This window comes from Pedobacter sp. MR2016-24 (genome assembly GCF_026239655.1).
Classification (GTDB): domain Bacteria; phylum Bacteroidota; class Bacteroidia; order Sphingobacteriales; family Sphingobacteriaceae; genus Pedobacter.
Genome location: NZ_JAPIVO010000003.1, coordinates 689,934 through 711,387 on the forward strand (window position 1 = coordinate 689,934; position 21,454 = coordinate 711,387).

Here is a 21,454-nt window from a genome sequence, read left to right on the forward strand (position 1 = left end):
GTAAGACAAGACGAAGCAGTCCCAGGAGGTACTGGAAAAAATAAAAAGATCAGAATTAGCTCAGGATCAGCGGTAAAAGATGTAATAAATGATAAATAGGGGCAGTCCGATTTTACTACGCAGCACTTTTAAGGCGTTGGTCATCTGCTTTTTAACAGTCTGTTCTGTAGTTCCCATCAGTTCGGCAATTTCCCGGTGACTCAAATGTTTTTTACGGCTTAGCTCAAACACTTCGCGCATTCTTGGCGGCAATCCGGCAATTTCCTTATCGATCATCTCCCTGAACAGACTTTCCCTCACCCTGTGATCAGTCGTTACCACGCCGTTCCCCGCAAAATCTTTGATCGATTCCATATACTTATGCTGCACATCCTTGCGGACAATCACATTTAAGATATGGTTACGCACACAACTGTATAGATAGCCCGATAAATTGCTGCCAATGTTAATCGTTTCACGTTTGGTCCAGATCATGGAGAAAACTTCCTGAATAGTATCCTGTGCTTCCTCTTTGTCCCGAATTTTATTCCAGGCATGATGGTGCAGCACAAACTTATATCGGTTATAGATTTCAGCAAAAGCCTTCTGATCGCCGGATTTCAATAAACCAGCTAAATCTATATCGGAATATGCACTATAATCTGCCATGTAGGGGGAATAACCTAACAATGATATGGATTTTTAAATTACGGGCGTAATTTTAAGGGCATTTTAACCAGCTCAATAGCAAATGACTGCTTCCATATTAAAGATTTTTGATCACAGGCAAAAATTGGCACAATTGCTGTATATAGTCAGGTATACTATAAACGCCATTCGCTTACAACTATGCAAAAAAGTTTTGACTGCCTCTGCTTTTTAGATAATAATAATCTATGCATTTTTGAAATTGCAAGACCTGTGCAATCAGCTCCTGCCTATGGGAAAAGTTATGAATGGCTGCTGTTGCAGAAATCAGATATGAGTATCAGTTCACTGTCGCTAAAATCAAGAGATGACTCTTTTTATGTACAGGAAAGGTATTTCAACCTGGGATATCTGAAATACAACCAGCATGATGGTATTTTTATTGAGCGGTCCAATACTGGTCAGCATCCGCTGGAAAACAGAGAATGTACCGGGATTCCTGAGAATTATCTGCAAGTGGTGGAAGACTATCTGAAAAAGATGGTGAATATGCCGTCTCTACAGGAGGTACATTAACATACAGTACCTTCTTTTATTCAAATATTCCGGTCAATTTTATTGCTATGGGGAGAGAATTGCAATATAATTCCCATTTTTTGCATCTGGACGATCCATTAATACCTATCAGAATCATAGTTAAAACTATCTTCAAACCATTGTATTTTCGCACTTAGCCTATTATTAACCTATATTTCTCCCTATAATGTGTACCCTATCCATACCCTATCTGTAAGTCAACCATACCTTATCTGTACCACTTAGGTAAACCTGAGGTACGGTTGGAGTACGGAAGAGCTACACATCTTACAGCAGCTGGTAGAATAAATATCGGCATAAAACAGCTTTTAAGCATACTGAAATTACCTTTAGGTTGTATCCAGCTAACGCTTTGTATTTATCTTCCATTTTTCAGAAGCTCCTCAAATAAAAATTAAAAATATTTTTAAATTTTAACATACTCATATATAGATATTTAAAATTATTCATTATCTTGTACGATGTAGTTTGTCTATTTAGTACAAAGATTTTATTGTTTTTGATCATTTAGCGATTAAAAAATCGCACTAAGTGCCGGATCAGCTACCAATGATTTCTTTTAAATATTTAATTATTCGCCTAAATCAGTAAATCATGGCAATTATTACATCAGGCCCTTTCCTGGGCGTAACAGGAACTTTTGGCGGCAACACTTATTATCAGGATAAGTGGGGCAGAACAATAATGAAGAGGAAAAACAGTAAGAGCAGCAAGCCACCTACAATTGGTCAAGAGGTAGTGAAAGACGACACACGGATCATCAATGTATTTATGTCTCCCTTGAAGAATTTTGCCATGATAGGTTTTGAATTAGAGGCCGACCTTAAACTTACAAATGGCTACAATGCAATGGCTGGTTATAACAGACTTCATGCGATTCAAGGAACTTATCCTCAACGGTTTGTTGACTATGCAAAAGTTTTAATGACCAAAGGCACCTTACCTGCAGCAGATGATTTGACTGTCAGCTTAACCACTAATGGCTTTGCTTTCGGCTGGAATGCGGTGAATACCTCTCCTCCTGCCCATCACAGTGACCAGGTAATGATGATCGCTTATTTCAGCGCATTAAACGAAGTAAGATTTATTGCCGGCGGAGCAGAACGACATGTAGGAAATGATGTACTGAATCTGAATGGTATTGCAAAAGGATATGAAGCAGAGGTATACATCGCTTTCATTTCAGCAGACCGTAAGTGTATTTCTAATAGTATTCATCTGGGTAAATTAAACTGGTAGTTATGGCGATCCAAACAAGTAAGTCTGCACTAGGAGAAATTAAAGGAAGTGTTGGGAATGACACTATCTATAAATGGCGGAGTTTAACAGTGCTCAGACAACGCTTAAGATTCAGGGATAAAAATAAAATTTCTCGGAAGCAGCACAACCAGAATAATATTTTCAAATTGGTCACTGTAACTCTTCACAAAATAAAGTCTGCCATTAAAATGGGTTATCAGCAGCAAAAAAATACGGTTATGACGCCTATGAATGCTGCTGTGTCCTATCATATGTTAAATGCTGTTGTAGGTGATCCGCAAAATCTGCGTATTGATCCTGCTAAGATCAAAATAAGTCATTCCATTTGGGCTACTCAAAATGTATGGAAACCCAGTCTGATGGCAACTGCAAATAAGCAGATTACTGTAACGTGGGAACTTAATCCTTATCCTCAAAAAAGTACAAGGTTAGATGATCAGGTAGTTATCCAATTGTACCATGAGGATAACCATTATTTTTATCGTTGTCCAATTCCATTAAGAGATGCTTTAGTCTTTAATCGTACTTTGAATAATATAGATGTTGGCAGGCTATTGCATTGCTATATGTTTGTGGTTTCCGCTAATGGTAAGCTGGTTTCCCCTACAGCATATTTAGGAACGGTGACCGTATTGGCTTAGAAAGGATTATTGCTTTCTCGCACCAGCATTGAATGTTATTATAAAGGATAAATGGCATATATATTGGTAATATAATTCAAGAATGTTTGATACTATATACACGCACTTCCCCATTTCGAAAATTAGCTTATTCCTATTTCTTATGTCTCAAGCTTTTATGGCAACAGCGCAACAATTACAGGCAGAAACGCTTTACCCATGGAAAAGCAAATCTGGACTGATAGGTTACTGTAATCAGGACGGTCAACTGAAAATTCAACCCCAATTTGAAAATGCCAGTCTGTTCACCAATCAATTTGCAGTGATAGAAAAAGATGGTCATAAAGGAGTAATTAGCAGAGAAGGATTAATCACTTTAGATTGCCTGTATGAAGAAGTACAATTGGTTGCTGTGGGAGATGAAACTCTTGCTATTAGCCGGAGAAGATATAATGCATGGTGGAAAGTAAATCACTGGAAATTATTCCCTGGTTTTTCAATCATGGGCGGTACCAACGATAAAAGGTTTTTTGAGACTGAAGTTACCAGAATGAGATGGGAAGTTACCCTGCTCAGCAATAAAAAGATATTCATCAGTTCAACGTACCGGCCTAATGAATATCCCTATGATACTTCCAACATCCAGTACTTTAATCGTAAAATATTAATTAATGAACAGTTATACCTGATTGACAAAGGACATGTTAAACAGCTATCCGGAGTGTTTAAAGGCATACTAACGGACTCCACACTGTTACGCAAGAAGGGAAATTCATATCAAATAATAGGTTCAGATCTAAAACCTCAGGGCAATGCTATTTTCAAAGTTCCTGAGCAGATCACGATAAAAGTGAGTGATAATATACAGGAATTGAAAACAACAAATGTGATTTCAGGAGTTAAGGTAAAGTTTGATTTTATGGAAGATCAGCATGCCCAAATTTTTGTATATCCCGATTTAAAAAAAATATTCCCGGGGCAGATTGAAAAGTACTTAAATGATAAGACCGATGCAACTGAGATCATCAGGAATGCACAAATGATCTGTTCCGTACCAAACACTGATTATTTCCTCATTTATAGCATCATTAATAATCTGAAAGGGTTTTATATCCTGCATCAAAATGGCTCCTGGGAAAGTGACAGCCGCAAAACAAAAGATTTTATCATCAGATCCAATAGTGGCAATGTGTTGTACCCGTCTATTCATGATTTGGGTATAGATGCTGTCCTTCCCAAAAACTTTGCGGTAAAGCGGATCGAACGCACAATGTCCAACAAAAACTGGTTCTATGTCTCTGGAATGAGTAAGCCAGAAGTTCTCCCACTTTCCGGAATTTTTGATAGCGCAAATAAAAGATGGGTATTACCTCTAGCCTATAGCAGTTTGGCGGAAATGAAAGCCCATCCATACATCTGGAAGTTTGAGCAAGAAAACGAAAAAGATTATAAAAAGAAAAAGTATGGATTAATTAATCTCCATACTGGTAAGATCATCGTTCCCCCTATTTATAATACTTTGAATACAGATGGAAAAGCAGGAATTTATGGTACAGATAAGTTGAACGAGTTTTATATCAATCCGGTAACTGGAAAAGAGTATAGAGAATTGTAATTTGGCAGAAGATGGATAAATCGTGACTCCTTACGAAGACGAATCATCTCTGCCTTATTTTTCCAATGGATAAATACCCTGATCGTCAAACTTGGTACCATACTTCTGTGGCCTTCCCTCAAAATAACATATCCCCTCGTGCAGATAGGCAAAGAGATTCGAATAAAATAAATATACGAAATATTTCGTATTCAAAAAGGAATTTTGTTAATTTGAATCAGCGAGAATATCTATTGCAAGCGACTAAATCATTAACTTTTCAAACGATGCGAAAACACTTTCTAACTTTTTTTATTCTATTCCTCACCGCCGGCACCTCCTATTCTCAGGAAATTCGCTGTAATGATAGTACTTTTATTAGTCAGCAGCTAAAAGCTATAAGGCAAACTGATCAGGAGATCAGAGCTAAAGTGATCAGGGAAATGACTTACAAAGATCCGGTAGCCATGAAAAAAATCGCCTTAGAGATGAAAGTTAGCGATCAGCGGAACCAGCTTTTTATCAGCTCATTGTTAGATAAATGTGGTTGGCCAAAAGGATTAAGTATTTTAGAAAATAATACTATTTTTTTAGTGATTGACCATGCAGACACTGCATTTATGACCCGTTACTTTCCTTTGCTAAAAACACAGGCAGATCTCGGTATAGTAGCTAAAAATGATCTGGCCACTCTGCAGGACCGTATGATGCTGAAAAGAGGGCAAAAGCAGTTGTTTGGCACCCAGACATTTAAAATAGGCAACATTGTAACCATCTGGCCGATAGAAGACTCAGAGGGTCTGGACACAAGAAGAAGAGGCATGGGACTGCTTCCAATGGATGACTATATAAGCTTACTCAAAAAGACTTACCAGTCTGAGGTGATTTGGGACAGAAACTTAACTGCAGAAACCGCACAGGAACAGATGCGTAAGAAAAATTAACTTCTGATCACTGAGCCTACATAAAATCAATTTTACATTTTTTGGCTCCAAATGAATTAATTCAAAAATACCGTAACTTCGTGTCGTTATCTATTAGTGTGAAAACCCCTCTATGAAAAAGTCTGTATTAGCGACCAATCATCAGGCTGCTGATTTACAAAAGGAAATCGATCCTATATTAATCTTTTCGTATCACTCTGATGTGGCGACTATAAACTCGAAGGTGGAACTCCGTCAACATTTATTTAGTTTTCTACTGGAAGGTAACAAAAGTGTCAGTTATGCAGAGGCCCAAGCGACGATTGACCCGAATCAGTTTTTACTACTTTCCTCTGGTAATTGCCTGATGAGTGAGAAAATTGCCGCTGTTGGCGGTCGTTACAGGAGTATCCTGATTTCGTTTGACAATGAAATACTCGCAGATTTCTTCATCCGTCACCCTTTGCCGCTCCAGACCAAAAGAAAGAAAAATGATAACCCCTTTTTAGTATTTGAAAAAGATGCTTTTCTAGCTAATTTCATTGACTCACTTGGTTTTATGCTGATTACTGCCAGGCCACTATCAGCTGAAATGAGGAAAGTGAAACTGGAAGAATTGTTACTTTACATTAGTGAGCACTATCCTGAAAAAATTCAGCAGCTTCGCAACTTCAATTATGAAGTTGATGGAGATTTAGTGATCCGCCAGGCAATCACCGCGAATATCTATAATGCAATGACTGTAGAGGAGCTGGCATTTTTATGTCATATGAGCCTGTCAACCTTTAAAAGACGTTTTTCTAAAATCTATATGACCACGCCAAATAAATGGCTGCTGGAAAAACGAATGCAGAAAGCGGCCCAGTTACTCAAAAAAGGCAAATGTAAAGCAAGCGAGATCTATCTTGAGCTTGGCTATGAAAACTTGTCGAGTTTCATTCAGTCCTTCAAACAAATTCATGGTATAACGCCGAAGCAGTATCAGTTATCAAACTGACCGTTTAGCAACACTTTTTGAACGTTATCCTATATTTCACCGGAATAATCCGGCCTACCTTTGATATCACCTATCAATCAGGAAAAATTATCATGATGAATAAAAAATACTTTACAGCACTTGCTCAATACAATTATTGGGCAGACCAAATCGCTATTGAATGGCTAAATCAAATCAGTGAAGAGCAATGGAACCTAATTAATGTCAGCAGTTTTAGCAGCATTAAACACACTGCAATTCATATAGCCAGTGCTGAAAAAGTTTGGATCGACTTCTGGACAAAAGTATCTGATCCGGTATATTTATCTGTCGGATTCAAAGGCAGTAAAGATGATTTAATAGAAATCTGGAAAAAATCATCAGCCGGTCTGAAAGATTTCATTGAAACATATCCTGACGATAAATATATGGAACAAGTTAGTTTTAGATACCCAGGAGGTGGGGAAGGTCACATGGAATTCTGGCAGACAATCTCCCATATCGTCAATCATTCTACTTATCACCGCGGGCAATTAGTTACTCTTTTGCGTCAGGCCCAGTTCACCAGGCTCTCTTCAATTGATTTGGCTACTTACTACATTACTAACAAAAACACTATGCCTGATAACGAGTTGACAGAAAGAATTGAGAAACATTAGGCAGGTTAAGGCTATAAATAAATCCTTCTATACTTATCTTTTGAAGATTTATTTATGGCCCTACTTATTAGCTCCCGAAAGATTTTGACGATTCTTCTTCTCTACATTATCCTGCCAATTTCTTATCGTTGTATAAATAACAAATTTCCCTCGCTTTAACCACGTCTCCGATAATAATAATTGCCGGATTACTTAAACCTTCCTTCAGCGCCGACTTTTGCAGGTCTTTCACCTCGCAAACAACATGTTTTTGGTGTGGAAGAGACACATGCTGAATAATTGCCGCAGGAGTTGAACCTAAATCAGCCTCCAGATATATATTAGCTATTTCAACCATTTTCTTCATTCCCATATAGATCACCACAGTTGCAGTACTCTGCATGGCACATTTCAGGTCTTTCGATAAACTTCCATCTTTTTTAGTGCCTGTAATTAGCCATAAGCTTTCGCTGATACCCCTATGGGTTAATGGAATACCTGCAAGTCCAGCTCCCTGCATACTACTGATACCAGGAATATATTTTGCTTTAATCCCATTAGCTTCGGCAAACATCAATTCTTCGAAGCCCCTTCCAAAAATAAAGGGATCTCCACCTTTTAAACGTATAACTGTTTTATACGTCCTGGCATAAGTAACAATTAAATCGTTGATATTGTCCTGTGAAGTACAATGATCATACGGACGCTTACCAACATATATCATTTTGCATGATTTTGGAGCAATTTCTAATATCTCTTCACTACATAAGTTATCATATAAAATGACTTCTGCATTTTTAAGAGCATTATAAGCCTTAATTGTCAATAATTCCGGATCTCCGGGACCACAACCTATGAGAAAAAGCGTAAAGTCGTCATTTTTTTGATCCATAATTCCATTAATTAATATATAATATCATAAAGTTGGTTAATTATTTTGAATAATTACCATATTTTATGATATTTATCATACTATTAAACATTTATTCATTTGTTTTACTACATTTGAATATCAAATATCATATTAAATTGATATAAAATCAGATTAATAAAACAAAAAGCATCAAAAGATTAAAAAAAACCAAGTATAAATGCCGTAATACATTTAAATAACCCAAAAACACCTAAATATTTATGAAAAATCCAAAAATAATAGTGATTGGTAACGGAATGGTAGGATATAAATTCTGTGAGAAGATAAAATCGAAATCACCTGCGTCTCATCTTATTGTTTTTGGAGAAGAGCCGCGAAGAGCATATGACCGTGTTCACCTGAGTGAATACTTTAATGGTAAAACGGCAGAGGATCTTTCTCTTTCTACAGAAAATTGGTATCAGGAAAACAATATCGAATTGTTTTTGAATACGAGGGTGACTAAAATAGACCGTTTCGATAAAACGGTTTCTGCTTCCAATGGGTTGGATTACCCATATGATATCCTTGTTTTTGCTACAGGTTCCGGTGCATTTGTACCCTCAATTCCCGGAATCGAGAAAGAAGGTGTTTTTGTGTACCGAACGCTGGAAGATTTAGACCTGATTCGCGATTATGCAAAAACAGCGAACACAGCAGCCGTCATCGGAGGTGGCTTGCTCGGCTTAGAGGCTGCAAAAGCGTTGATAGATTTAGGTATTAAGGAGACAAGTATTGTTGAGTTTGCGCCGCGGTTAATGCCAAGGCAAATTGATGCCGCTGGCAGTGAGATGTTAAAATCCAAATTAGGTGAGCTGAGACTTAAAATTCATTTAAATAAAAATACGACAAGCATTGACGGTGCTGAACATATTACCGGATTAACTTTTAGTGACAATACCAGTATCCAAATTGATATGCTGGTGATTTCCGCTGGTATAAAACCAAAGGATGAACTGGCAAAAGCCTGTGGGATTGATATCGGTGCAAGGGGTGGGATCATTGTAGATAAGAATATGCAAACAAATGACCCCTCCATATTTGCGATTGGAGAATGTGCGCTTTATGAAGGGATGATCTACGGACTTATTGCTCCGGGTTACGAAATGGCCGAAGTACTTGCTTCGAATTTATTGGATGGCAAGAAAGCATTTACCGGGTTTGACATGAGCACTAAACTGAAACTGATTGGCATAGATGTGGCCAGTTTTGGAGATAATTTCATTACGGAGCCAGACTGCCGCACTATCACCTTTGAAAACAAACATAAAGGAATTTATAAACGCATTAATATCAGTAATGACGGGCAGTACCTTTTAGGAGGTATTTTAATTGGAGATGCAACAGCATATAACCTGCTGTTGCAAACCTCCAATAACAAAATGATATTGTCAGAAAATCCCGAAGACCTCATTCTGGGCAATCGCGATGGCAATGAAGGATCGTCAGGAGCGGCAATTACAAATTTACCAGATACAGCTTTGATCTGTAGCTGTGAGGGCGTGACCAAAGGCGATATCTGTTCGGTAGTTGCGGATGGGAGTTGTGAAAATATAGACGACCTGAAAACGTGCACTAAAGCAGGAACTGGCTGTGGTGGTTGTTTACCAATGGTGAAGGACCTGATGAACGACACCTTAAAATCCCAGGGCAAATATATCAGGAATGTAATATGTGAACACTTTAATTATAGCAGACAGGAACTATTCGATCTTATTCATATTCATGAACTTAAGAGTTATGATGCAGTATTGGATACGCTTGGCAAAAACGATGGTTGTGAAGTATGTAAACCATTAGTATCCTCCCTCCTTGCAAGTCTATGGAACGAAATGATACTCAAAAAAGGAAATGATGTGGCGCAGGACAGTAATGACCGGTTTCTCGCTAACATACAAAAAGGAGGATCCTATTCCGTGGTGCCAAGGATCCCGGGAGGAGAAATAACTCCCGAAAAACTGATCGTTATTGGTGAAGTAGGTAAAAAATACAATTTATACACAAAAATTACTGGTGGTCAGCGCATTGACCTTTTTGGTGCTCACCTGAACGACCTGCCCTTTATCTGGGAAGAACTTATAGCAGCAGGTTTTGAAAGCGGACATGCCTATGGTAAAGGTTTAAGAACTGTTAAAAGTTGCGTAGGCAGTACCTGGTGCAGATTTGGCTTACATGATAGTGTAAGTTTTGCGATCAGAATTGAAGAGCGTTACAGAGGCATACGCGCCCCGCATAAATTTAAATCGGCTGTTAGCGGCTGCATAAGAGAATGCGCAGAAGCTCAAAGTAAGGATTTTGGCATCATTGCAACTGAAAAAGGATGGAATTTATATGTATGCGGAAACGGCGGAAGCAAACCTCAGCATGCTATCTTGTTGGCAACTGACCTGGATAGCGACACCTGTATCAAATATATCGACCGCTTTCTGATGTTTTATATCCGTACAGCTGATCCTCTAACCAGAACTGCAACCTGGTTAAATAAAATGGAAGGTGGAATAGATTATTTACGGAATGTAGTGGTCAACGACAGTCTGGCAATGGGAGTAATCTGGGAGCAGGAAATGGAGAAACTAATCAGCTCCTACCAGTGTGAATGGAAAGAAGCTGTAGAGAATCCATCCATAAGAAGAAGATTCTCGCATTTTGTAAATGCCCCGGAAGAAAAAGATCCAACAATTGAATTTGTAGAAATGCGCGGGCAGAAAAGAACCACAGAATGGAAATAGTCTAACCAAATAATTATCAATAAACACCTTACCATATCTAAACTACAGAAATGATGACAGAAAGCCCAAACGACTGGCTAGCAGCCTGCCGAATTGAAGACGCCGTGGAAAATGGCGGCGTCTGCGTAAAAAACGGTGAAGATCAGATCGCGCTATTTTACTTTACAAGGAGAAATGAGTGGTTTGCCACTCAGAACGAGTGCCCGCACCGGAAACAGATGGCCCTGAGCCGGGGTATGTTAGGTTCACTGACCGATGAACCAAAGATAGCTTGTCCGTTCCACAAGAAGACTTTTTCCCTTCGTACAGGAGAATGTCTGAACGGAGATGAATGTGCTATTAAAACCTACCCGGTTAAGGTAGAGAACGGCACGGTCTACATTGGCACCAAGGCAAATTTTTAAGCTAAAACCTCTTTAAAAAACAACGCATGAGCAAAGTAATTTATGCTGCCTTCTTAGGCTGCCTGGCTATCACTATCTGCACATCAGAGGCCAGATCACAAACCAAAGCTATCTTATTCGACGGCTACGTCGTTACGGGTTATGCAGATCACGGTGCTTTTATCAACTGCGCCGGTCCTGGTATCAAATTTAACAAAAAACCATACTCCATCTTATTAGGCCTGTTACCTAGTCTGAGAATTAAAGAAGATAAAGTTGTTGCCGGGCTGACAAAAAATGCTGCTGTTACACCCAACCTTGGATTTGGCATCACCGCAGCATTCAATCATTTCGCTTTACAGTTACCATTCTACTACAATACAAAAACAGCAACCAGGAATGGCAAATGGAACCCCGGGATTGGTCTAGGCTATAAATTTTAATAACCACTAATGATGTATCACAATAATCAATCCTTATGGCAAACTATTCTACTACAACTCCGCTTGACAAACTGAACATATTCTCCCTCAAAGGTGTTCAGATGAAAACCTTCCATATCACCTGGCTCACCTTCTTCTTTTGCTTTTTTGCCTGGTTTGGCATGGCGCCTTTAATGAAGATTGCCAGGGAGCAGTTACACCTGACCAAAGATCAGGTAGGCAATATCCAGATCGCATCGGTATCAGCAACGATAGTAGCCCGCCTCTTAATCGGAAGATTGATTGACAAATACGGTCCAAAATTGATATATACCTGGTTACTTGTACTTTGTGCTATCCCCGTCCTGCTCATTGGCAGCAGCCACTCTTATCTTTCATTTTTACTTTTCCGCCTGGCCATCGGTATAATTGGTGCATCCTTCGTGATCACTCAGTTTCACACCTCCATCATGTTTGCGCCCAACATTAAAGGCACGGCCAATGCCACAGCCGGAGGTTTTGGTAATGCAGGTGGTGGCGCTGCCAATGTATTTATGCCAATGATTGCCGCTGGTTTTACCGGTCTGGGCCTGTGCAGCACAGCAGACAGCTGGCGTTATGCCATGATCGTTCCGGGGGCAATGCTATTAGTTTGTGCTTTTTTGTACAATAGATATACACTGGACAGTCCACAGGGAGATTTTAAAAATCTGGAAGACGGAAATGTAAAAAGCAGTAAAAACACTTTCCTACTGGCAGCCAGAGATTACCGTACATGGATTCTGACCATTGCCTACGCGGCATGCTTCGGTGTAGAAATTACCGTAGATAACTTTGCACCTATCTTTTTTACCGATTCATTTGGTGCCACCATTGCCGTAGCAGGATTTGTAGCGGGGATTTTTGGATGGATTAACATCTTCGCCCGGCCTTTGGGTGGCATTGTGGCCGATAAAATTGGTAAGACCTGGGGCTTTAATGGTAAAACCTTTTTGCTTGCAGCACTGCTGCTGGTTGAAGGAATAGGATTAATCTATTTCGCAAAATCCGGTAGCATCGGCCTGTCTATTTGTATGATGTTTTTGTTTGGCTTGAGCCTGAAAATGGCTAATGGTGCTACTTACAGCCTGGTTCCCTTCATCAATCCGCTGGCAGTGGGTAGTGTAGCTGGTATAGTGGGTGCTGGCGGAAATATCGGGGCTATGCTGATTGCTTTTATGTTCAAAGCCAAAGCTGTCCATTCCACTAAAGACGTAATAGAAAATGGAGTGACTGTCCAAAAAGACCTGATCGATTATACCGGTGCCTTCACCTTACTGGGGTTTATCATCCTGGGCATTGGTGTTGCCGTATTTATTTTCAGAACCGTCATGGCACAAAAAAGGACAGGTATGGAAAAACTGATACTGAGCACAGATAAGTAAACAGGCATTGAGAAACGAAAAAGATATAGCGCCAGACAAAACAAGTACCTGCTGTTATTGCGGTGTGGGCTGTGGCATCGTGTTATCCAGAGATAGTCATGGTAAAATCGTAATTGACGGAGATAAAAGCCATCCTGTAAACAAGGGAATGCTTTGCAGCAAGGGCATGAACCTGCATTATACGGTCAATGATACGAGCGACCGTCTCCTCTATCCTCAAATGCGTTACAATAAAAGCATGCCATTGCAGCGGGTAAGCTGGGAAGAGGCACTGAACAGGACGGCTGCCGTATTTAAGGCCCTGATTCATAAACATGGTCCTGATAGTGTTGCCTTTTATGCGAGCGGACAATGCCTGACAGAAGAATATTATGTTGTAAACAAACTGATCAAAGGTTTTATAGGCAGTAATAATATTGACACTAATAGTCGTTTATGCATGAGCAGTGCGGTGGTCGCTTATAAAATGAGTCTGGGTGAGGATATTGTGCCCATTAGCTATGACGATCTGGAAATAGCAGATTGTATCTTTGTCGCAGGTGCAAATCCTGCCTGGTGCCATCCCATTCTATGGCGCAGAATTGAAACTGCAAAACAAAAAAATCCGGATCTGAAGATTATTGTTAGTGACCCGCGGGAAACACAAACCTGCTCAATTGCTACGATTCACCTGCAACTTAATCCGGGGACAGACATCACGCTGCACCATGCTATTGGAAGATGTTTAATTGAAGAAGGGAAAACAGATGCGGATTTCATCAAAAATAACACCAATGGGTTTGAAGAATACTGCTTCGTTGTTAATCAAACCACAGTAGCCGAGGCAGCAACTATTTGCGGAATAGAGGAAGTCGACATTCGTTTAGCGGCAGCCTGCATCGGAAATGCGAAAGGCTTTATCAGCATGTGGACAATGGGTCTTAACCAAAGTGTGATAGGCACACATAAAAATTTGTCGCTGATTAACCTGAACCTGATTACCGGACATATTGGTAAACCTGGCAGTGGTCCATTCTCCCTCACAGGTCAGCCTAACGCAATGGGCGGAAGAGAAGTAGGTGGTTTAAGCAACTTACTCCCGGCACATCGCATTCTGGCTGATGAAAGTCATCGCAATGCAGTAGAAAAGTTCTGGAATATTCCCTTAGGAACCATACAACCAAAACCAGGACTAACCGCAACAGAAATGTTTGATGAGCTGAATACAGGAAAACTGAAAGCCATATGGATCTTATGTACCAACCCCTTAATAAGCTTGCCGGACGTCCGGGTAGCCAGCGCGGCCCTAAAGAAAGCCAGATTTGTAGTAGTCCAGGATATCAGCAATAAAACAGAAACTTTAAAATACGCCGATGTCGTATTACCCGCAGCTGCATGGGCAGAAAAAGAAGGCACCATGACCAATGCTGGCCGCTATATTTCTTATCTGAGCAAGACAATGGAAGCGCCGGGAGAAGCATTGGCAGATGCGGAAATTATTTGCCGCTTTGCTAAAAAAATGGGTTATCAGGGCTTTGATTTTAAGGACGCATCCGCAATATATGATGAACATGCTGCACTTACAAAAGGGACAAATATTGATATCAGCGGATTGAATTATGAACTACTGAAAGTAAAAAGAGCGGTACAGTGGCCCTACCCGCAGCATGAAAAATCAATGGGCACACCAAGGTTATTCACTGACCATCAATTTTATACGCCTGATAAAAAAGCGAATATCCTTTCCTTTCAGGACAGGAATCAATCTGAGCCTTTAACAAACGAACATCCTCTTATTTTAACAACCGGGAGAATCAGGGACCAATGGCATACCAGAAGTAAAACGGGTAAAGTCAATAAACTTAACCAGCACATCAGTGAATCATTTTTAGAGATAAATCCTGTTGATGCGATTTCGAGAGACATTAAAGACAATGATATTGTAACAATAACCAGTTTGCGGGGAGATGTGCGTGTGAAGGCAAAATTCTCTGCATCTATCAAGCTTGGGGTAGTTTTTATGCCCATGCACTGGGGTTTGATTGTAAACAGCGATTTAAACAGGGTTAATAATCTGACCAATAACTTAATTGACCCGCTCAGCAAAGAACCTGATTTTAAGTTCACCGCTGTACAAGTGAAGTTGTACAAGAAAAACAAGCAGAAAATCATTGTTATTGGTGCTGGTGCAGGAGCCTGCGGTTTTGTTAAAAGCTACAGGGCACTTAATGTCGAAGATGAAATCGAGGTATTCAGTAAAGAAAATTATCCTTTTTACAACAGGGTACTCTTACCTGATTATATTATCGGGGTGCTACCATGGCAAAGCCTGATTAAAATGAGTAATGATGAAGAAGTAAATTACAACATCAAATTGCACAGAGGCATAAGCATTGAAAGAATAGATAAAGACAGCAAAACAGTGATCGACAGCAATGGGAAAACCCATCAGTATGACGTGTTATTGCTCGCCACAGGAAGCAGGCCTTTTATGCTGAAAGATTTGCCGGACATGAAGGGTATTTTCACCATGCGCAGCCGCAACGATGCAGATCGATTTAAAGTGCATTCGCAAAAAACCGGTGGAAAAGTCACCATTATAGGTGGTGGATTATTGGGAATAGAGCTCGCCGCTTCATTAGCGGAAACCGGATCTCAAGTAACTATCATCCAGCGAATATCAAGATTAATGGGCCGGCAACTGGATCCGTTAGGCAGCCAGCTACTACATGAAGAATTACTGAGCAAAGGCATAGACATCCTTTATAATGACGAAGTCGACCGTATTATCGGCGAGAAAAATATAACTGGTATCCGTTTAAAAAGTGGTTTACTGATAGACTGCCATACTTTGGTAATTGCAATAGGAACTGTTCCCAACATCGAATTAATAAAAGATGCAGGAATCGACTGTAAAAGAGGCGTGATCGTGGATGAATACCTGAGAACAAACGAAAAAGATATTTACGCTTTAGGTGAAATCGCGGAATTTAAGGGGCAGTTATATGGCATCACCGCGGCGGCAGAACAGCAGGCAGAAATTATAGCGCGGTTTCTCTGCGGGGACATAGCGAAATTTTATCAGGGCAGTTTACTGATGAATATCCTGAAAATGCATAGCCTGGAATTATGCTCATTGGGTTTGGCTGAAATACCAGCTGACGACCCTGCCTATGAGGAGATTATATTTATCGATAAGGCCAAGCGTTACTACAAAAAATGCATTGTACACAATGACAGACTAGTGGGTGCCATACTTATCGGGGATAAAAGTGAGTTTCTGGAATTCCGTAACCTGATAGAGAATAAAATGGAGCTAAGTGAAAAAAGGCTCCAGCTTTTGAGAAGTGGCAAAACAACAGAACCTGTTATTGGCAAAATTGTTTGCAGCTGCAATAGTGTTGGAGAAGGCAACCTGATCAGTAAAATTAAAGAAGGATGCAGGGACCAGCTACAGCTCTGCCAGTTAACGGGTGCCGGAATGGGTTGCGGCAGCTGCAAACCGGAAGTTAAAGCCATACTGGATTCATTTGTCAATGTTTTAAAAACACCTATAAAAACACCAGTGAAAGAAAATTACTAAACCGAATCTCATGACTATAGAGAAAACTGTTCCCTCTGAATTCAAAAACCTGCAAGGCATTGAATATTTTGATTTCGAAGAAGATTTTATGGAAGACAATATCAGGTGTATCCCGATGATTGTCCGTTTTAAAATGGATATAGCAGGTATAAAATTAAAGTTAGCCGAATGGAGTAAATTTCAACCAGCTGAAAGAGTTAAATTAGCGCTGCTACCAGTTTCAAGTCGCCTGGAAACCAATATATACCGTACGTACCTGTGTGCCCTGATTGAAAAGCATACGGGCAATCAGCCTACTTTATTGGCTATCGATCTGCATCCGGACTGGGAGAATTTAAGGCAAATTCCGCCTGTACTCGAAGAAAAATCAAAGGAAATTAATTTATGTATTCTGCTTGACCAATGGCAGAACCTCAGCGCTATTCAACGTTTCGCCTTATTAAAACTATGCAGACCCGGACACGAGAATGAAAATTTCCCGAAGGCCGCAATAGAATTCGGACTCTTAAAGCATTAATATGTATCAGACTGTTATCATCAACTTTCCTGGAGGGATAATCTCACCAGGCAACCTGTACAACATCTTGAATGCAGCAGCAAAAGCGAAAATTCACTTCATCCGTTTTGGTCTCCGCCAGCAGTTATTAGTAGATACGGCAACCTACAATTTTGATCTGTTTACAGCTGAACTTGATTACCTCAGCATAACTTATCATTATGGGAGCAATATATTTCCGAACATCATCAGCTCCTACCCCGCAGAAGAAATATTCATTCAAAAAACCTGGCTCACTGCAGGCGTGTACAAAGATATTTTTGATGACTTTGATTTTAAACCCACGCTGAAGGTTAACATTTGTGATAGCCACCAGAGTTTTACACCCCTGTTAACGGGAAATATCAACTGGATCGCCTCTTCGAACTGCGAACACTACTGGCATTTAATTATACGCTTTCCCAAAACCAATGTAACCTACGAGTGGAACCAGTTATGTTACACGAATCACATTGCTAATCTCACTAAGGAAATAGAGCACATTGTTAAAGACAATCCAGAAAAGTTTATTGACAATGCAAACGCCAGGGGTGAAATGCTGTTTAACTTGCTGGATCTGGAAACTTATATACTTCGCCCTGCGGATCATGCCCTATCTTTATCCGCGTTCAACCTGCCTTACTATGAAGGATTGAACCGGTACAACAACAAGTATTGGTTAGGAATTTATTGCAGAGATGAATTGTTTAACGTCTCTTTCCTGATGAAGTTATGCCAGCTTTGTCTCGACACCAAACTGGGACAGCTCTGCTGCACCGCCTGGAAAACCATTATCATCAAAGGGATTGAGGAGAAAGACAAAAATCGATGGAATACTTTGCTGGAAGAATTCCAGGTAAATATGCGGCATGCCGCTAATGAACTTAATTTCCAGGTAGAAGACCATTGCACTGAAGGTTTAATACTTAAAAATTTTCTCGTAAAACACCTGAGTATAGATGACACCAGAACTTTTGGAATCTGCTTTGGGATAAAAACCCGTAAAAAAAGCGAAATTTTCAGCAACATACTCATCAGGAAACGCCACCTCATTAATATGATGGGCCTGGGTTTGTTTCCTGTATATGATATTTTATGCGCAAAAGATTTTAATCCCAACCAGCGAACAGGTGAAATATTCAGTAGCGGTAACCCCCTCTTTATCTTACCTGAGCAGCTCAGGCGCGCAATATTCAGGTTCTACAAACATCGGCTGTCTGTCATGAACAATATGGTGATTAATTACCAATCCAAACCGGAAGAAATACAGAAAAATGAAGATCAGTGCTTATACCAATGCAGTAACTGTTTGACAGTGTACAATGAACTGATTGGGGAAACCGAAAATAATATTGAACCAGGTACCGCATTTAAAGATTTGCCTGATGCTTATCAATGTCCACTTTGCGAAGGTGAAAAGGCAGATTTCAGTGAAATTAGTCTGGCGGCATTACGTCTACACTAATGGACTCATTTCCGAAGGAAAATTGAAATTATTAAAAAATTGTTCATCAGCTGCACTCAACCGACTTTCAAGAACATTTAACTGCTGTAGTACAAATTTCATACTCGGCTTCTCAATTTCATTGTTTTGAAACATCAGCAGAATCTTTTTTAGCCCCCGGGATTTGTAAATCCCACACAGCGGCTCCTGCTTGCCGGCATTATTGAAAATATAGGCATCGTAATCGTGGAGAGTCTTATAGGCATCAAATATGATGTTCAGCAACCGATTTGTGATCAATGGCAGATCGCAGGCCAGCAAGAACAGATCTTCTTCCGGAGCCGACATATGTGCAGATAATGTACCCAACAATGGTCCTTTCATGTCAATTGCAGCATCATCTGCAAGGAGTTGTTCCGTGCTAAAATGCTTTGTGTAAGTGACCTGCTGCACTGCGTTAACGGATATTTTCACCGGAATTACAAGTTTATGCAATTTGTCGCCCGCCAACTGTGCCCAGGTTTTATCCTGATAAGTTAACAATCCCTTATCGGAACCCATCCGCAAGCTCTGTCCGCCACATAAAATGATTCCCAACATAATACTCTTTTTATCCGTTGCTTAATTCTTTCAACCCTGCTTCATCAACAATCCCAATCATTTTTCCTTTAACCCTGATCAATTTCTCACCAAGTAACTCATTCATGATTCTAAAAACTGTTTCGTAAGTTGTTCCGGTAAAAGCCGCCAGATCTTGTCTGCTCAGCTCTAAACTTAGAAAACCTTCTGTGTTTAATCCAAACTGATCTCTCAGATCTAAGATCGCTTCAGCTAACCTGCTTTTAACAGACATCAGTGCCAGTTCTCTCATCCTTTTCTCTGAATTGTGCAGTTCATCGGCATAAAACATTAACATCCCGTAAGCAAATTCATGGTTAACTTTTAAGGTGGTTTTAAAAAACGCTATATCCACAAAACACAACTGTGTATTTTCCAGTGCGGTGGCAGAGATGGGATAAGTCGAGATTGAGCTGCTGATTCCCCTGTGACCAAAAATGGCACCATCATTAGCAAAGCGTAAAATAAGTTCTCTCTCCCCCCACTGTTTATGAACTTTTACATTTCCGGACGTCACAAAATAAACACCACTTACCGGATCGCCTTCTTTGATAATCACTTCACCTTTTTTGGCAATAAAGTTTTTCTTGTGTGCGGCGATTGCAGGATGCCACTCTTTCAAGGAGAGCCGGCACATGAAACAGGATTCCAGATTACAAGTGGTGTTTTTTTTCATTAGTAAATAATTGTATTCAATTGTTATGAAGCTACCACGATCATTTTCATTGCTGTTTGTGAGCCGTATGCTCGTGGTGGTTTCATTACAATTATATAGTATCCAACAAAAATATAACTAAAAAGGACAAATAGTTTAAATAACGATCATGCAGATCAATATCCTGTAAAAATTCACGAAATGTATCTTCATTTTGATAGCAATGGTTTTTCCTGAAATAACGGTCACATTTTCTGTTAACAGTTCATTGATCGTTCGGAACAACGACTCATAAGAAGCCATGTAAAAGAAGCAAGATCCTGCCTGCTCAGTTCAATAGCAATAAAACCTTTCATCTTTAGCGCGGAGTCCGTAAGTGCCAAACTTATTAATGGATTGTGGAGTCAGGCCAAGGTGTCCCATAACAGGTATTCCCGCACTAAGGATAATTTTGACGGAGTCTATAATCTCTTCACCACCCTCTAGTTTTACGCCATGAGCACCGGATTCTTTCATAATGCGTATAGCCGAATTCAAGGCGTTTTTTGGATCTCCCTGATAGGTACCAAATGGCAGATCTACCAGTACGAATGCGCTTTTAATTGCTCTTACTACACTTTGCGCATGATAAATCATATGATCCAGTGTAATAGGAAGAGTGGTTCCGAAACCGGCCATCACATTTGCCGCCGAATCGCCAACAAGAATCATATCTAATCCGGCCTGATCGAGCACAGTAGCCATTGAAAAATCATAGGCAGTAAGTACAGCGATTTTTTCTCCTCTCGCTTTCATCGCCTGCAACGTATGCGTAGTAATCTTTTTAATTTCTTTATGTTGTGACATAGTCTTTATGAATTATTACGCTCGCGTAGTTTCTTTTGTTCATCTACTCTGGTTAGCAAAGATTTTTTGTCCAGAAGTGTCTCCCATTCTTCGATAGCCTCCCAAAGGTTGTGTTGTGCTTCAGCGATAATGGTATCAATAGCAGCATTAATATCTGCACATTGTATTTTCATCGGTCCTGACATTTCTTCTCCTTTTTTGGTTAGTGCCACTAACGTTCTTCTTTTATCTGCAGCCCCTTTTATTTCCTGAACCAATCCGGTCACTGTCATTTCCCTGATGAGTTTGCTTACCGATGGCTGCGAATGCCCTATTTTATGGGCAATCTCTGTAATGGTATGTTCTCCATCTTCTGCCAGAACAAAAAATACAGGGAACCATTTTGGGGAGAATTCCACTTCATATAGTTCGTAAATCCGGACTGCATCATCAGTAATCCTTGCAGTCATCAAACGCAGCCTGCTTCCCAAAGCCATCTTTCCCGTTTTTTCAAACAATTTCATATAGAACAACATTTACATAACCAGTTATGCAAATGTAAATAAGTTATTAAGTTTAGCAAATTATTATTCCATCCTCGCTGTTCTGACCGACTTACCTGAGCTACTCAGACAACTAAATTGAGCCATAAAGGAAAGCTGTTACGCTATATAAAGCTGAGATTTGACTTGTTAATCATTTAAAACAA

At 39.9% G+C, this 21,454-nt stretch carries 19 protein-coding genes and 1 pseudogene; 14 read left to right on the forward strand and 6 right to left on the reverse strand.

Annotated elements, in window-relative coordinates; genetic code table 11:
* Positions 1 to 66: 66 nt before the first annotated feature.
* The gene (locus OQX62_RS10760) at positions 67 to 648 is read right to left on the reverse strand and encodes an RNA polymerase sigma factor (protein WP_265831531.1); all 582 of its coding nucleotides are present in this window, start codon (positions 646 to 648) and stop codon (positions 67 to 69) included.
* A gap of 252 nt (positions 649 to 900) precedes the next feature.
* On the opposite strand from OQX62_RS10760, the gene OQX62_RS10765 reads away from it, so the two are divergent.
* The 7 genes from OQX62_RS10765 (at position 901) to OQX62_RS10795 (ending at position 7,256) form a co-directional block, all read left to right on the forward strand.
* Positions 901 to 1,203 (forward strand): hypothetical protein, encoded by a 303-nt coding sequence (locus tag OQX62_RS10765; protein ID WP_265831532.1) that lies wholly within the window; start codon positions 901 to 903, stop codon positions 1,201 to 1,203.
* Between the two features lie 615 nt (positions 1,204 to 1,818).
* Positions 1,819 to 2,463: a DUF6266 family protein gene (locus OQX62_RS10770; RefSeq protein ID WP_265831533.1), complete on the forward strand. Its 645-nt coding sequence runs from the start codon at positions 1,819 to 1,821 to the stop codon at positions 2,461 to 2,463.
* Positions 2,464 to 2,465: 2 nt separating this feature from the next.
* Entirely contained in the window at positions 2,466 to 3,125 is a 660-nt protein-coding gene (locus OQX62_RS10775) for a DUF6266 family protein (protein WP_265831534.1), read from the forward strand.
* A gap of 142 nt (positions 3,126 to 3,267) precedes the next feature.
* Positions 3,268 to 4,719, forward strand: coding sequence for a WG repeat-containing protein (locus tag OQX62_RS10780; RefSeq protein ID WP_265831535.1), 1,452 nt, complete (start codon positions 3,268 to 3,270; stop codon positions 4,717 to 4,719).
* Between the two features lie 266 nt (positions 4,720 to 4,985).
* Positions 4,986 to 5,642: a DUF6624 domain-containing protein gene (locus OQX62_RS10785; RefSeq protein ID WP_265831536.1), complete on the forward strand. Its 657-nt coding sequence runs from the start codon at positions 4,986 to 4,988 to the stop codon at positions 5,640 to 5,642.
* A gap of 112 nt (positions 5,643 to 5,754) precedes the next feature.
* Entirely contained in the window at positions 5,755 to 6,618 is an 864-nt protein-coding gene (locus tag OQX62_RS10790; protein ID WP_265831537.1) for a helix-turn-helix transcriptional regulator, read from the forward strand.
* Positions 6,619 to 6,710: 92 nt separating this feature from the next.
* The gene (locus tag OQX62_RS10795; protein ID WP_265831538.1) at positions 6,711 to 7,256 is read left to right on the forward strand and encodes a DinB family protein; all 546 of its coding nucleotides are present in this window, start codon (positions 6,711 to 6,713) and stop codon (positions 7,254 to 7,256) included.
* Between the two features lie 106 nt (positions 7,257 to 7,362).
* Here the strand turns inward: OQX62_RS10795 and cobA are convergent, their stop codons facing one another.
* The gene (cobA, locus tag OQX62_RS10800; RefSeq protein WP_265831539.1) at positions 7,363 to 8,127 is read right to left on the reverse strand and encodes a uroporphyrinogen-III C-methyltransferase; all 765 of its coding nucleotides are present in this window, start codon (positions 8,125 to 8,127) and stop codon (positions 7,363 to 7,365) included.
* 242 nt (positions 8,128 to 8,369) lie between these two features.
* On the opposite strand from cobA, the gene nirB reads away from it, so the two are divergent.
* Genes nirB through OQX62_RS10835 form a run of 7 tightly spaced genes read left to right on the forward strand, consistent with a single transcriptional unit; the run spans position 8,370 to position 18,668 of the window.
* Positions 8,370 to 10,877: a nitrite reductase large subunit NirB gene (nirB, locus tag OQX62_RS10805; RefSeq protein WP_265831540.1), complete on the forward strand. Its 2,508-nt coding sequence runs from the start codon at positions 8,370 to 8,372 to the stop codon at positions 10,875 to 10,877.
* A 50-nt stretch (positions 10,878 to 10,927) separates the two neighbouring features.
* Complete coding sequence (nirD, locus tag OQX62_RS10810) at positions 10,928 to 11,281, forward strand: nitrite reductase small subunit NirD (protein WP_265831541.1); 354 nt, start codon at positions 10,928 to 10,930, stop codon at positions 11,279 to 11,281.
* A gap of 26 nt (positions 11,282 to 11,307) precedes the next feature.
* A complete protein-coding gene (locus OQX62_RS10815; protein ID WP_265831542.1) occupies positions 11,308 to 11,703 on the forward strand; it encodes a hypothetical protein in 396 nt (131 codons plus the stop codon).
* A 35-nt stretch (positions 11,704 to 11,738) separates the two neighbouring features.
* The gene (locus OQX62_RS10820; protein ID WP_265831543.1) at positions 11,739 to 13,106 is read left to right on the forward strand and encodes an MFS transporter; all 1,368 of its coding nucleotides are present in this window, start codon (positions 11,739 to 11,741) and stop codon (positions 13,104 to 13,106) included.
* Between the two features lie 7 nt (positions 13,107 to 13,113).
* On the forward strand, positions 13,114 to 16,668 hold the full coding sequence (locus tag OQX62_RS10825) for a nitrate reductase (RefSeq protein WP_265831544.1): 3,555 nt from the start codon (positions 13,114 to 13,116) through the stop codon (positions 16,666 to 16,668).
* A gap of 10 nt (positions 16,669 to 16,678) precedes the next feature.
* A complete protein-coding gene (locus OQX62_RS10830; RefSeq protein WP_265831545.1) occupies positions 16,679 to 17,185 on the forward strand; it encodes a nitrate reductase associated protein in 507 nt (168 codons plus the stop codon).
* Between the two features lies 1 nt (position 17,186).
* Complete coding sequence (locus tag OQX62_RS10835; RefSeq protein WP_265831546.1) at positions 17,187 to 18,668, forward strand: rubredoxin; 1,482 nt, start codon at positions 17,187 to 17,189, stop codon at positions 18,666 to 18,668.
* On the opposite strand, the gene mobA is transcribed toward OQX62_RS10835, so the two are convergent.
* The 4 genes and pseudogenes from mobA to OQX62_RS10855 all read right to left on the reverse strand — a co-directional run bounded on the left by mobA (position 18,660) and on the right by OQX62_RS10855 (position 21,269).
* Entirely contained in the window at positions 18,660 to 19,247 is a 588-nt protein-coding gene (gene mobA / locus OQX62_RS10840) for a molybdenum cofactor guanylyltransferase (protein ID WP_265831547.1), read from the reverse strand. The two genes, OQX62_RS10835 and mobA, sit on opposite strands and share 9 nt — an antisense overlap.
* A gap of 10 nt (positions 19,248 to 19,257) precedes the next feature.
* Complete coding sequence (locus OQX62_RS10845; protein WP_265831548.1) at positions 19,258 to 19,941, reverse strand: Crp/Fnr family transcriptional regulator; 684 nt, start codon at positions 19,939 to 19,941, stop codon at positions 19,258 to 19,260.
* 330 nt (positions 19,942 to 20,271) lie between these two features.
* Positions 20,272 to 20,766: pseudogene (locus OQX62_RS10850) on the reverse strand (3-methyl-2-oxobutanoate hydroxymethyltransferase); the annotation flags it as partial.
* 5 nt (positions 20,767 to 20,771) lie between these two features.
* Complete coding sequence (locus tag OQX62_RS10855) at positions 20,772 to 21,269, reverse strand: MarR family winged helix-turn-helix transcriptional regulator (RefSeq protein ID WP_265831549.1); 498 nt, start codon at positions 21,267 to 21,269, stop codon at positions 20,772 to 20,774.
* Between the last annotated feature and the right edge of the window lie 185 nt (positions 21,270 to 21,454).